The sequence below is a fragment of the Mycolicibacterium houstonense genome (assembly GCF_900078665.2).
GTDB classification, from domain to species: Bacteria; Actinomycetota; Actinomycetes; order Mycobacteriales; family Mycobacteriaceae; genus Mycobacterium; species Mycobacterium houstonense.
In genome coordinates this window covers 1,710,691-1,722,125 of the sequence record NZ_LT546207.1, presented here as the reverse complement: position 1 = coordinate 1,722,125, position 11,435 = coordinate 1,710,691, and the positions used below count along the sequence as shown (strand labels likewise).

The following is an 11,435-nucleotide window of genomic DNA, read 5'->3' as shown; positions in this document are numbered from 1 at the left end:
GAGCGTGTCTCACCGAGGCGGCCCGGCGGGCTCCCACGCATTCATCGCGGTGTCGAGCGCGTCCTTGTCGAGCGCGTCCACCGGAATGGGCGACTGGTCGTCGCGCGACCGCATGCCCTCCAACAGGAGGGCGACGTAGCGGCGCCAGAGCTCGGCGTCGACATTGCCGGCGAACTCGCTCACCGTGCCGGCCAACAGGCCCAACAGGGGCATATCCGTCGACGACACTTCGGGCCGCAGATAACCGTCGCCCTGAGCCCGCTCGACGACCTTGGTCAGCACGGGGACGAGCTTCTCCTGGCAGGCCTTGACCCGGTCGCACCCATAAGCCTTGCTGAACGCGATTTCCCGCAAGCCGCGGTCCGTCGCGGTGATCTCGCACATGCGCTCGACGTACCACGCGAAACCCTGCCATGAATTTTCATGTTGCAGCGCAGTTTCCGCCAGCGCGGTGAGCTGCTCCATGCCGTCCACGAAGATGGCCGCGATCAGCTCTTCCTTCGTGGCGAACCGGCGGTAGACCGTGCCCACCCCGACATTGGCGTGCCGCGCCACGTCATTGAGCGTCGCCTCCAGGCCCTTCTCGGCAAACAGTTCCCGCGCGGCCTCGAGGACACGCTGCCGGTTGCGCTCGGCGTCCTTGCGCAGCGCGGGGCGAGTCTCCTCGGTCATATCTCCCAGCCTAAGTGAGCGGCGTCATAAGTGGATTGATCTTATCCACTTATTAGGTTAACTTACCCCTCGAACTGCGTAGGCCGCCTAACAGCCAGGTCGTCGCGAACGCATCGAACGTCGGGGAGGCTCACAATGACAGCCGTCAGCGTTACGTCCACCGCGGTCCTGGCTACGGGACGGCCCGAATGATCAAGGCGCTGCAGCGAATATGGCTCCCCGTACTGATCGTCGTCGCCATGGGAGCCGGCGTCCTGATCGTGATGAACGTGCGCCAGGTCTTCGGCGCGCATCCGGTCCTCATCACCGACACCACGTCGGATAACGCCGAGGACTTCAACCCCAAGTTCGTGAAGTACGAGATCTTCGGGTCGGGCAACACCGCGGTCATCAACTACATGGACCTCGAAGGCCGGCCTCAGCGCACCGGAACTGTGCCGCTGCCATGGACTTTGACATTGCAGACCACGTTGCCGTCGGTTCAGCCGAACATCATGGCCCAGGGCGACGGCGACAGCATCGGGTGCCGGGTCACGGTCGATGACAAGGTCAAAGAAGAGAGAACGGCTACTGGATTGAACGCACAAACCTTCTGCTTTGTGAAGGCAGCATGAGCAGCCCCAGGGAAGAAACCCAGACCGACGAGACCCCGACCGACGCCATCGCCACCGGGCGCCACGCGGCACCCCCGCGCCCACTGATCCCGCGATTCATCCGGGCGTTCGCCCTGCCGATCATTCTGGCGTGGATCGTGATCGTCGCACTGCTCAACACCGTCGTCCCGCAGCTCGAGGTCGTCGGCAAGATGCGCGCGGTGTCGATGAGTCCCAACGACGCGCCCTCGATGATCGCCATCAAAGAGGTCGGCAAGAAGTTCCAGGAGTACGACACCAGCAGCTCGGTGATGGTCGTGCTCGAAGGCGACAAGCCGTTGGGCCTCGAGGCGCACATGTTCTACGACCAGATGGTCCGTGACCTGCGCGCTGACACCACCCACGTGCAGCATGTGCAGGACTTCTGGGGCGACACCCTGACCGCCAAGGGCGCGCAGAGCCGCGACGGCAAGGCCGCCTACGTGCAGGTCTACATCGCCGGCGACCAGGGCGAGACGCTGGCCAACGAGTCGGTCGAGGCGGTGCGGCGCATCGCCACCGAAAGCCCCGCACCCGATGGCGTCAAGGCCTACGTAACAGGATCAGCGGCCTCCAGCACCGACCAGAACATCGTCGGTGACGAGAGCATGAAGATGATCGAGTTCGTGACCTTCGGCGTCATCGCGGTGATGCTGCTCGGTGTCTACCGATCGATCATCACCACGCTGATCGTGCTGGTCATGGTCGTACTCGAATTGTCCGGCGCCCGTGGGCTTGTCTCGTTGCTGGGCTATCACAACTTCTTCGGTCTCACGACGTTCGCGACCAACATGCTGGTGACCTTGGCCATCGCCGCGGCCACCGACTACGCGATCTTCCTGATCGGCCGATATCAGGAAGCGCGAAGATCCGGCGAGGACAAGGAAGCGGCCTACTACGACATGTTCCACGGCACGGCCCATGTCGTGCTCGCGTCGGGTCTGACCATCGCAGGCGCGACGTTCTGCCTGCACTTCACCCGCCTGCCGTACTTCCAGACCATGGGCATCCCCCTGGCGATCGGCATGACGATGGTGGTCGCCATGGCCCTGACTCTCGGGCCTGCCGTCATCTCGGTGTTCAGCCGGTTCGGCAAGATCCTCGAGCCCAAGCGGCACTCCAAGTCCCGCGGATGGCACCGCGTCGGCACCGCCACCGTGCGGTGGCCCGGCGGAATCCTGGTGTGCGCCATCGTCGCCGCGTTGGTCGGCCTGCTCGCCCTGCCCGGCTACCACACCACCTACAACGACCGCATCTTCCTGCCCGAAGACGTCGGGACGAACGTCGGATACGACGCCGCATTCCGGCACTTCTCGCAGGCCAAGATGAACCCGGACCTGATGATGATCGAGTCCGACCGTGATCTGCGGAACCCGGCCGATTTCCTGGTCATCGACAAGATCGCCAAGGCCCTCAAGAACGTGCACGGCATCGCCCAGGTGCAGACCATCACCCGTCCCGACGGTGATCCGATCAAGCACTCGACGATCCCGTACACGCTGGGCCAGAGCGGCACGACCCAGTTGATGAACAACGACTACCTGCAGACCAATCTCGACAACATCCTCAAGCAGGCCAACGATCTGCAGACCAGCATCGACTCGATGACCGAGATGATGAACATCCAGACCGAACTGGCCGCGGTGTCGCAGAGCATGGCCGACAAGATGAAGAAGACGTCCGGCGACATGTCCGAAGTACGGGATCACCTGGCAGATTTCGATGATTTCTTCCGGCCGATCCGCAACTACTTCTACTGGGAACCGCACTGCTTCGACATCCCGGTCTGCTGGTCCATGCGGTCGATCTTCGAAAGCCTCGACGGCATCAACACGATGTCCGACGACTTCCAGGAACTGGTTCCCGAGATGCAGCGCATGGCCGACCTGATGCCCCGCATGGTCGCCGTATTGCCTGCGCAGATCCAAACCATGAAGAACCAGAAGCAGATACTGCTGAACCAGTATCAGGTGCAGAAGGCCCAACAGGACCAGACGATGGCGATGCAGAACACCGCCACCGCCATGAGCGAGGCATTCGACACCGCCAAGAACGACGATTCGTTCTACCTGCCGCCCGAGGCGTTCGAGACCGACGATTTCCAGCGCGGCCTCAAGCTGTTCATGTCTCCGGACGGACATGCGGTGCGGTTCACCATCATTCACCAGGGTGACCCGCTGACCCCGGAGGGCACCGCACGCATCGAACCGCTCAAGGTCGCGGCGGCCGACGCCATCAAGGGGACGCCGTTCGAGGGGGCCAAGATCTACCTCGGCGGCAGCTCGGCGACGTACCACGACATGCAGAAGGGCGCCGATTACGACCTGATCATCGTCGGGGCGGCGGCACTGATCCTGATCTTCATCATCATGTTGGTGCTCACCCGTGCCGTGGTGGCCTCGGCAGTGATCGTCGGCACCGTGGTGCTGAGTCTTGCCTCGGCCTTCGGGCTGTCGGTGCTGCTGTGGCAACACATCGTGGGTATCCCGTTGCACTGGATGGTGATGCCGATGTCGATCATCGTCCTGCTGGCCGTCGGCGCGGACTACAACCTGCTGCTCGTCGCGCGAATAAAGGAAGAGATTCACGCCGGGCTGAAGACCGGGATCATCCGGGCCATGGTCGGCACCGGTGCCGTGGTCACCTCCGCAGGCTTGGTGTTCGCCTTCACCATGGGATCGATGGCGGTCAGCAGCCTGATCGTGATCGGCCAGGTCGGCACGACCATCGGCCTGGGCCTGTTGTTCGACACCCTGGTGGTCCGGTCGCTGATGACCCCGTCCATCGCCACACTGCTCGGACGCTGGTTCTGGTGGCCACAACGAGTCCGCCAGCGCCCGCTGCCGCAGCCCTGGCCCAAACCCATCCAGCGCGATCCCGAGGAGGCCTTGACCTGATGAGACGCCTGCTGATCGGCCTATCGTTCTGCGCCGCAACCAGTGTCGCCCTGTCCGCACCGGCCTACGCCGATCCGTCTTACGATCGGGATCCCGACACCAACTTCGCCCATGAGTTGCACACGTTCGGGATCTACGGGCAGAAGGACTACAACGCCTGGATCGGCAAGATCATGTGCAAGCGATTGCACAACGGGGTCGACCACACCGCCCAGGACTCGGTGAAGTTCGTCAAGAAGCAGCTGGACAAGGACAGCACCGACGCCCAGTCGTGGCAGTTCCTGGGTACCGCCATCAACTACTACTGCCCCGATCAGCGGTTCGTCTACGAACAAGCCGCGCACTGAACGACTTTGGAGCGAGGGTGAAGCGCAAGAATCTCAAAAAACTGATCCGCACCGGCCTGGCCGGGTGCGCGGTGGCCGGAGCACTGGCCGGCGCCGGCATCGCAAACGCCGATGCCACCGACGACTACCCGATCCCCAACCGGATCCTGAAGACCCCGTGCACGGCCGAGCAGATCATGGCCGCCGCCCGCGACGTCGAACCGGTGTACTACGAGCGGTACATGATCGACTACAACAACAAGCCGGTCGCCGACCAGCAGGGCGCCCAGGACCGCATCCACTGGTTCTTCTCGATGGACTACGCCGGCCGCCGCCAGTACTCGGAGAACATGGCCACCAACGCCTTCTTCGAGAACATGTCGTGGCGCTGGCCGAACTGGGCCAAGCTGTTCTTCAACAACAAGGGCGTGGCGGCCAACACCACCGACGTCTGCATGAACTACCCGCCCAACGACATGTCGGTGTGGAACTGGCACTGACGCGAGCGCGTCAGTCCGGTAGCGAGTTGCTCAACCGCTCGGTGGCCGCCAGGTAGTCCTCGATGAACTCGCGGACCACCTCGCGGGCCGGCTTGACCTTGTTCATCAAGCCCACGCCCTGGCCGACGAAGTAGGTGGCCAGGGCCTGCGCACCCGGATGTCCCTGGGCGGCAAGAACATCCACGCGACGGATGACCGGCTCGGCCAGCATGTTCTGCAGCGGCAACGGAAGTGTCTGGTGGCCACCGGGATTCGGCTGCCACGCGTCGGTCCATTCCGAGCGCAGCTGACGGGCCGGCTTGCCGGTCCGTCCGGTCGAGCGCACGGTGTCCCGCGAGGTCGCCGCCAGCATCTTCTGCACGGTGTGCGGCGCGGTCTCGGCCTCCTCGGTGGTCAGCCACACCGAACCGGTCCAGGCCCCGGCCGCACCCATCGCCACCGCGGCGGCCATCTGCCGGCCGGTCACGATGCCGCCTGCGGCCAGCACCGGAATGTCGCTGCCCGCCTGCTCCAGCGTCTCCAGCACCTCCGGGACGAGAACCAGCGTCGACACCTCACCGCAGTGTCCGCCGGCCTCGGTGCCCTGCGCGATGATCAGATCCACCCCGGCATGCACCTGTTTGAGGGCGTGCTCGCGGGCACCCACCAGGGCCGCGACCGGGACGCCCCGCTCGCGGCCGGCCTCGATCATGTAATCCGGCGGCACCCCGAGGGCGTTGGCGATCAACTTGATCGGATGGTTCATCGCCACGTCCAGCAGCTCCCGGCCGGTGTCACCGGACAACGAGGATCCGCCGAACCGCTGCTTGGCCTCCGGCTCGATGCCGTGATCGGCCAACAGTCGCGCCACGAACTCGCGGTACTCGGCGGGGATGCGGTCGGTGAGCTCTCCCCGGGACAGCTTCTCGCCCTTGCCCTCGAACTTCGCGGGCACGATGATGTCGGCGCCGTAGGGCTTGCCCCCGACCTGTTCGTCGATCCAGGACAGCTCCTGGTCCAGCTGCTCCGGGGTATAGGCGGTGGCACCCAGCACACCGAAACCGCCGGCGTTGGTGACGGCGGCCACCACGTCACGGCAGTGACTGAAGGCGAAGAGCGGAAAGTCGATACCGAACTGCTCACAGATCGCGGGTTTCACCCCGTCAGTATTGACCCCTCAACTTGACGGGTGTCAAGTGGTCGACCGATCACGGCAGTGCGAACGGCAGCTTCACCCCGTCGTGCGCCAGGCAGTGCGTACACGTCCGGGCATCGACCGACGCTACCCCTTCCAAAGCCTCGCGGACCAGCTTCTTGAACGGCACCAGGTTGCGCTCGAACTCGGCCATCACGTCCACCGTCGTCACCCCGGACCCGGCCTCGATACCGGCATCCAGATCCGTCACCAAAGCGATTGACGCATAACACATCTCGAGCTCGCGGGCCAGCACCGCCTCCGGGTAGCCCGTCATGTTGACCAGCGTGAAACCCTGGCCGGCGAACCACCGGCTCTCGGCCCGGGTGGAGAACCGCGGCCCCTGGATCACCACCATTGTGGCGCCGTCCACCACGCCGGGCAGCCCGGCGGCGACGGACCGCAGCGCCGGGCAGTACGGATCGGCGAAGCTGACGTGGATGCCTCCGGAATCGAAGTAGGTGTCCGCGCGGCCGCGGGTGCGGTCCACGAGCTGATCGGGCACCACGATCGACCCCGGCCCCAGGTCGGTGGTCAGACTGCCCACCGCACACGGCGCGAAGATGCGCCGCACCCCGAGGGAACGCAGCGCCCACATGTTGGCCCGGTACGGGACCGTGTGCGGCGAGTACTCGTGGCTGACCCCGTGCCGGGGCAGGAAGGCCACCTCCTGCCCGCCGACGGTGCCGACCGTGATGGGCGCACTCGGAGCCCCGTACGGGGTGTCCAGGCCGATGGTGCGGGCCTCGGGCCCGAAGAACGAATAGAAACCGCTACCGCCGATGACGCCGAGCATGCAGTGCTATTCAGCCTCGTCCGGTTTCACGGCCTCCGCCGGGACGTCGACATCGACATCGAGGTCGTCGTCGAAGTCGTCGAAGTCCTCGTTGGCCTTACGGGCACCGTCGGCGATCTCGAAGACATCGGTGGCCAGGCCACCGATCGCCGTCGCGACGTCCTTGACCGCCGTGGTGATGATCGACGTGACCTGCCCGACCGTGGAGGCCACTGCCTCGACGGATTCCTGCAGCACGTCCTTGCCGATTTCGGTCCTGCTGAGCTGCTCCTTCATGAGGCTCAGTGTAAGAGTCGACGCGGCTCGGCACCGGGTCAGCTCATACGATGACCGTCGTGGCCANCGGCGTGGCGCGCCCTGCGGCCGGTGCGCGACGGCAGCACCGGCGCCCAGCTGATTCCCGTGCTGCGCGACACCGGGCTGGCCATGCTGGTGTGGTCGATCGCGGTATCGGCGGCCTTGTTCCTGGGCTGAGCCGAGCCCGCGTCCGCGGGGCAACCTCCCGCCGGTTTCTACCTGCGGGTTGCGGTTCGTCGGCACCCACGACCCAGACGTGGAAATCGGTGAGGGTGCGGCTACGCGGCGTCGTCCAAGAGCCCGATAACGCCGTCGCGCAACTGGTGGGCGCCCACGTGCTCGGTGATCAGGCCGACCGCGCGGTCGTCTCCGCCGCGCAGGATTCCCAGCAGGATGTGCTCGCATCCGATGTAGCCGTCCTTGTGCGCCAACGATTCCCGCAGCGCCAGCTCGAGCACCTTCTTGGCCGGTTTGGTGAAGGGCAGGTGCCCGCGACGCCTGCGGCGCCGGCCGGTGCTGCGCAGCGCGTTGTCGAAAGCGCCCGCGCCGAAGGTGTGGTCGACGTTGGCCCGCACCGCACGCAGATCGATCCCGATCGACTGCAATGCCTCGGCATCGCCGTCGAACGACTCGTCACCGGGCGCGTCGGCGGCCACCAGCTCGGCACGGACCACCTCTGAAGTCAGACCGAAACCGGCCAGCAGGGCCGACAATTCGCGGCCCGAGCTCTGCAGCACGCCGACCAGAATGTGTTCCGGACGAATGTCGTTGGCCTGTAGTTCGCGCGCCTCCTCCTGGGCGAGTACCACCGCGACGCGCGCCTGACGACTGAACCGTTCGAACATGTCATCCCTTCCGGTTGTGCTTCTGATGAACCGCCTGGCGGCTGACCTCCAGGGCATCGGCGATCGCCTGCCAGCTCCACCCCTGCTCACGGGCGTTCGCAACGTGGATGGCCTCCAGCCGCTCCTGTAACCGCTGCAGGGCACGGACCGCCCGCAGGCCGACCGCCGGGTCCGGGCTGCTGACGCCGTCGGCGATCAGCTCACTCACATCGCTCACTCTGTCAAGGTAACTTGACATCCGGTTTGCGTCAAGCAAAGTTGACATTCCAGCGACTCATCGGGCCCTCGAAGCTCGCCCCGGCACCACCGGGATTGCACTAACGTGGCCGTCGGCCAACCACGCCGACCATCTGGGGGACGCGCATGACCACGTCGACCGAGGCGCATCAGCCCGCACCATCGGGCCCCGCCGAAACCCGCCGGGCCATCTGGAACACCATCCGGGGCTCGTCGGGCAACCTCGTCGAGTGGTACGACGTCTACGTCTACACGGTGTTCGCCACGTACTTCGAAGCGCAGTTCTTCGACAAGGCCGACAAGAACGCCACGGTCTACGTGTACGCGATCTTCGCGATCACGTTCCTCACCCGCCCGATCGGTTCGTGGTTCTTCGGCCGGTTCGCCGACCGGCGCGGCCGCCGCGCCGCGCTGACCGTCAGCGTCTCGCTGATGGCGGCGTGTTCGTTGGTGATCGCCCTCGTGCCCTCGCGCGAAACCATCGGCGTCGCGGCGCCGATCATCCTGATCCTGTGCCGGCTGGTCCAGGGCTTCGCCACCGGCGGCGAATACGGCACCTCGGCCACCTACATGTCCGAGGCCGCCACCCGGGAACGCCGCGGCTTCTTCTCTTCATTCCAGTACGTGACGCTCGTGGGCGGTCACGTGCTGGCGCAGTTCACCCTGCTGATCATTCTCACGGCGTTCAGCACCGAGCAGGTTCACGAATTCGGTTGGCGCATCGGCTTCGCCATCGGCGGTGTGGCCGCGATCGTGGTGTTCTGGCTGCGGCGGACCATGGACGAATCACTGTCCGAGGAACAACTCGACGCGGTCAAGGCCGGCACCGACAAGAGCTCCGGCTCGCTGCGCGAACTGCTCACCCGGTACCCGAAGCCCCTGCTGCTGTGCTTCCTGATCACCATGGGCGGCACCCTGGCCTTCTACGCCTACAGCGTCAACGCACCGGCCATCGTCAAGTCCACCTACAAGGACCAGGCGATGACCGCCACCTGGGTCAACCTGATCGGGCTGATCTTCCTGATGTCGATCCAGCCGGTCGGCGGCATGATCAGCGACAAGGTGGGCCGCAAACCCCTGCTGATCTGGTTCGGTATCGGCGGCGTGCTCTACACCTACGTCCTGTTCACCTATCTGCCCCAGACACATTCGCCGATCCTGTCGTTCCTGCTGGTGGCCGTCGGCTACGTGATCCTGACCGGCTACACCTCGATCAACGCCCTGGTGAAATCCGAACTGTTCCCGTCACACGTGCGCGCCCTCGGCGTGGGAGTTGGCTACGCCCTGGCCAATTCGATATTCGGCGGTACCGCACCGGTGATTTATCAGGCGCTCAAGGAACGTGATCAGGTGCCGCTGTTCATCACCTACGTCACGGTGTGTATCGCGCTGTCGCTGCTCGTGTACGTGTTCTTCCTCAAGAACAAGTCCGAGACGTACCTGGACCAGGAGAAGGGTTCCGCCTTCGTCCGCTAGCCGCGGGCCCGGATCTGTTGCCGCTATTGAGCTTTCGGCGGTTCGTCACCACGCAGCCGCGCCTGCAGCTGTTCACGGTCCTTGCGCCGCCGCTCGTCGACCTGCGCGATCGAGGCCGTCGCCCGCTCACGCAACGGCCGGAACAACCAGATCCCAACCGGCAGCGCGATCACGATCGCGAACAACAACGCCACCACGACCGGGAAATCTCCGGTCACCAGATGCCCCACGCCGTAGATCGCCGCGGTCAGCACGGCGACGAGCACCAGCCGGGCGACGAGATAGACCGCGACATCGGTGACCATGCGGGAGGTCGAACCACTTCCTGACACGCTCCGAGCCTACCGACGGCGCGTATATTCGGATCAAGGAGGTTTCTCGAGTGGCGTATCTTCTCCTGTTCATCGTCGCGGCAACCCTGGTGTACATCGGCTGGCGGCTGACACGTGCCGGGGGCAGTCAACCCAGGACCCGGGTGATCGGCCCCGACGACGACCCGGATTTCCTGCGTCGCCTCGGGCACGGCGACAATCCCCGCCCCTAGTCAGCTCAGGCGCGGGTCCCCGACCGGCGTGCCCCGGCGAAGTCCGACGCCACGACGGCCGCCAATTCGATGAGCGCCTCGCGGGTACCGGGCTTGAGCCGGTCAAGGCTGATCTCGGCGCCCTCCTCCAGATGCGGGTCGAACGGCACCAGCCGGACCGCACGGCAACGCCGGGAGAAGTGATCGACGACCTTCGACAGGTCGACCTTTCCCGACCGTGGCCGGACCGCGTTGATCACCGCGATGGAATTGCGCACCAGGTCCTGATGGCCGTGGGCGTCGAGCCAGTCCAGCGTTGCCGACGCGCTGCGGGCCCCGTCGACCGAACCCGAGCTGATCACCACCAGCACGTCGGCCTTGGACAGCACCGCCGACATCGCCGAGTGCATCAGCCCCGTCCCGCAGTCCGTGAGCACCAGGCTGTAGAACCGCTCGAGCACCTCGAGTGCCCGCAGGTAATCGTCGGAGCTGAACGCCTCCGACACCGCCGGATCGCTCTCGGACGCCAGCACCTCCAGCCGGCTGGGCCCCTGTGACGTATAGGCCCGCACGTCGCTGTAGCGCTCGATGCCCTCGGCGTCGCGCAGCAGGTGCCGCACCGTCGCCGCCGTCTCCAGCGGCACCTTCTGGCTGAGCGTGCCCCGGTCCGGGTTCGCGTCCACCGCCACCACCCGGTCCCCACGGATCGAGGCGAAGGTGGCACCCAGCGTCGCGGTGATCGTGGTCTTGCCGACGCCGCCCTTCAGCGACATCAGCGCGATCCGATAGCACCCCTGCAACGGCTGGCTCACCTCGGACACCAGGCTGTTGTGGTGCGTGATCTTGGGACTCTCGCCGACGTTGATCTGCTTGAACGACGCCACGTACAGGGCCTTGCGCCAGCCCGAGGTGGGCGGGTTCTTGCGCTGCCCGAGCAGGGCATCGGTGGACAGGTCGCGGTAGGGCGTCGCGAAATCGGCGACGGCGGGCGGCTGAGCCAGAGGCCCGCTGAACGACGGCGGTGCGACGACCGGGCCGTCGGGACCCGGCGCGACCGGCC

Annotated in this window: 14 protein-coding genes and 1 pseudogene; 7 read left to right on the top strand and 8 right to left on the bottom strand. The window is 65.6% G+C overall.

Annotated elements, in window-relative coordinates; translation table 11 throughout:
- Positions 1 to 9: 9 nt before the first annotated feature.
- Positions 10 to 672 carry a TetR/AcrR family transcriptional regulator gene (locus BN4332_RS08725; RefSeq protein WP_066898084.1) on the bottom strand — a complete coding sequence of 221 codons (663 nt, stop codon included), beginning with the start codon at positions 670 to 672 and terminating at the stop codon, positions 10 to 12.
- A gap of 188 nt (positions 673 to 860) precedes the next feature.
- Here BN4332_RS08725 and BN4332_RS08720 point away from each other — a divergent pair, with 188 nt between their 5' ends.
- From BN4332_RS08720 to BN4332_RS08705, 4 genes are read left to right on the top strand one after another with little or no spacing between them, the layout of a single operon-like run.
- The gene (locus tag BN4332_RS08720) at positions 861 to 1,286 is read left to right on the top strand and encodes an MmpS family transport accessory protein (protein ID WP_066898083.1); all 426 of its coding nucleotides are present in this window, start codon (positions 861 to 863) and stop codon (positions 1,284 to 1,286) included.
- A complete protein-coding gene (locus BN4332_RS08715; RefSeq protein ID WP_066898082.1) occupies positions 1,283 to 4,201 on the top strand; it encodes an MMPL/RND family transporter in 2,919 nt (972 codons plus the stop codon). Before BN4332_RS08720 ends, BN4332_RS08715 begins: the two co-directional genes overlap by 4 nt.
- Positions 4,201 to 4,548: a DUF732 domain-containing protein gene (locus BN4332_RS08710; protein WP_066898081.1), complete on the top strand. Its 348-nt coding sequence runs from the start codon at positions 4,201 to 4,203 to the stop codon at positions 4,546 to 4,548. Before BN4332_RS08715 ends, BN4332_RS08710 begins: the two co-directional genes overlap by 1 nt.
- 17 nt (positions 4,549 to 4,565) lie before the next feature.
- A complete protein-coding gene (locus BN4332_RS08705; RefSeq protein WP_066898080.1) occupies positions 4,566 to 5,027 on the top strand; it encodes a DUF5078 domain-containing protein in 462 nt (153 codons plus the stop codon).
- 10 nt (positions 5,028 to 5,037) lie between these two features.
- Here the strand turns inward: BN4332_RS08705 and BN4332_RS08700 are convergent, their stop codons facing one another.
- From BN4332_RS08700 to BN4332_RS08690, 3 genes are read right to left on the bottom strand one after another with little or no spacing between them, the layout of a single operon-like run.
- Positions 5,038 to 6,165: a nitronate monooxygenase gene (locus tag BN4332_RS08700; protein WP_066898079.1), complete on the bottom strand. Its 1,128-nt coding sequence runs from the start codon at positions 6,163 to 6,165 to the stop codon at positions 5,038 to 5,040.
- Positions 6,166 to 6,214: 49 nt separating this feature from the next.
- The gene (locus BN4332_RS08695; RefSeq protein WP_066898078.1) at positions 6,215 to 6,997 is read right to left on the bottom strand and encodes an S-methyl-5'-thioadenosine phosphorylase; all 783 of its coding nucleotides are present in this window, start codon (positions 6,995 to 6,997) and stop codon (positions 6,215 to 6,217) included.
- A gap of 6 nt (positions 6,998 to 7,003) precedes the next feature.
- Positions 7,004 to 7,273 carry a hypothetical protein gene (locus BN4332_RS08690; protein ID WP_066898077.1) on the bottom strand — a complete coding sequence of 90 codons (270 nt, stop codon included), beginning with the start codon at positions 7,271 to 7,273 and terminating at the stop codon, positions 7,004 to 7,006.
- Between the two features lie 63 nt (positions 7,274 to 7,336).
- Here BN4332_RS08690 and BN4332_RS08685 point away from each other — a divergent pair.
- Positions 7,337 to 7,471, top strand: a pseudogene (locus tag BN4332_RS08685) (1,4-dihydroxy-2-naphthoate polyprenyltransferase); the annotation flags it as partial.
- A 101-nt stretch (positions 7,472 to 7,572) separates the two neighbouring features.
- Here BN4332_RS08685 and BN4332_RS08680 read toward each other — a convergent pair.
- Complete coding sequence (locus BN4332_RS08680; protein WP_066898076.1) at positions 7,573 to 8,139, bottom strand: Clp protease N-terminal domain-containing protein; 567 nt, start codon at positions 8,137 to 8,139, stop codon at positions 7,573 to 7,575.
- A 1-nt stretch (position 8,140) separates the two neighbouring features.
- The gene (locus tag BN4332_RS08675) at positions 8,141 to 8,377 is read right to left on the bottom strand and encodes a helix-turn-helix domain-containing protein (RefSeq protein WP_276079274.1); all 237 of its coding nucleotides are present in this window, start codon (positions 8,375 to 8,377) and stop codon (positions 8,141 to 8,143) included.
- Between the two features lie 125 nt (positions 8,378 to 8,502).
- Between BN4332_RS08675 and BN4332_RS08670 the strand changes: the two genes are divergently transcribed.
- Positions 8,503 to 9,852, top strand: coding sequence for an MFS transporter (locus BN4332_RS08670; protein ID WP_066898074.1), 1,350 nt, complete (start codon positions 8,503 to 8,505; stop codon positions 9,850 to 9,852).
- A 23-nt stretch (positions 9,853 to 9,875) separates the two neighbouring features.
- Here BN4332_RS08670 and BN4332_RS08665 read toward each other — a convergent pair whose 3' ends face one another.
- On the bottom strand, positions 9,876 to 10,157 hold the full coding sequence (locus BN4332_RS08665) for a DUF4229 domain-containing protein (RefSeq protein WP_066898073.1): 282 nt from the start codon (positions 10,155 to 10,157) through the stop codon (positions 9,876 to 9,878).
- A 77-nt stretch (positions 10,158 to 10,234) separates the two neighbouring features.
- Here BN4332_RS08665 and BN4332_RS08660 point away from each other — a divergent pair, with 77 nt between their 5' ends.
- Positions 10,235 to 10,396: a hypothetical protein gene (locus BN4332_RS08660; protein WP_096866865.1), complete on the top strand. Its 162-nt coding sequence runs from the start codon at positions 10,235 to 10,237 to the stop codon at positions 10,394 to 10,396.
- A gap of 5 nt (positions 10,397 to 10,401) precedes the next feature.
- Here the strand turns inward: BN4332_RS08660 and BN4332_RS08655 are convergent.
- The coding region (locus BN4332_RS08655; protein WP_066898072.1) for a MinD/ParA family ATP-binding protein at positions 10,402 to 11,435 on the bottom strand (1,034 nt) is incomplete at its 5' end.

Bases quoted from the DNA above. Each gene is read 5' to 3' on its own strand.
- BN4332_RS08720 (WP_066898083.1), top strand. From the start codon at position 861: ATGATCAAGGCGCTGCAGCGAATATGGCTCCCCGTACTGATCGTCGTC.
- BN4332_RS08725 (WP_066898084.1), bottom strand. From the start codon at position 672: ATGACCGAGGAGACTCGCCCCGCGCTGCGCAAGGACGCCGAGCGCAAC.
- BN4332_RS08665 (WP_066898073.1), bottom strand. From the start codon at position 10,157: ATGGTCACCGATGTCGCGGTCTATCTCGTCGCCCGGCTGGTGCTCGTC.
- BN4332_RS08715 (WP_066898082.1), top strand. From the start codon at position 1,283: ATGAGCAGCCCCAGGGAAGAAACCCAGACCGACGAGACCCCGACCGAC.
- BN4332_RS08675 (WP_276079274.1), bottom strand. From the start codon at position 8,377: ATGTCAAGTTACCTTGACAGAGTGAGCGATGTGAGTGAGCTGATCGCC.
- BN4332_RS08695 (WP_066898078.1), bottom strand. From the start codon at position 6,997: ATGCTCGGCGTCATCGGCGGTAGCGGTTTCTATTCGTTCTTCGGGCCC.
- BN4332_RS08710 (WP_066898081.1), top strand. From the start codon at position 4,201: ATGAGACGCCTGCTGATCGGCCTATCGTTCTGCGCCGCAACCAGTGTC.
- BN4332_RS08670 (WP_066898074.1), top strand. From the start codon at position 8,503: ATGACCACGTCGACCGAGGCGCATCAGCCCGCACCATCGGGCCCCGCC.
- BN4332_RS08680 (WP_066898076.1), bottom strand. From the start codon at position 8,139: ATGTTCGAACGGTTCAGTCGTCAGGCGCGCGTCGCGGTGGTACTCGCC.
- BN4332_RS08690 (WP_066898077.1), bottom strand. From the start codon at position 7,273: ATGAAGGAGCAGCTCAGCAGGACCGAAATCGGCAAGGACGTGCTGCAG.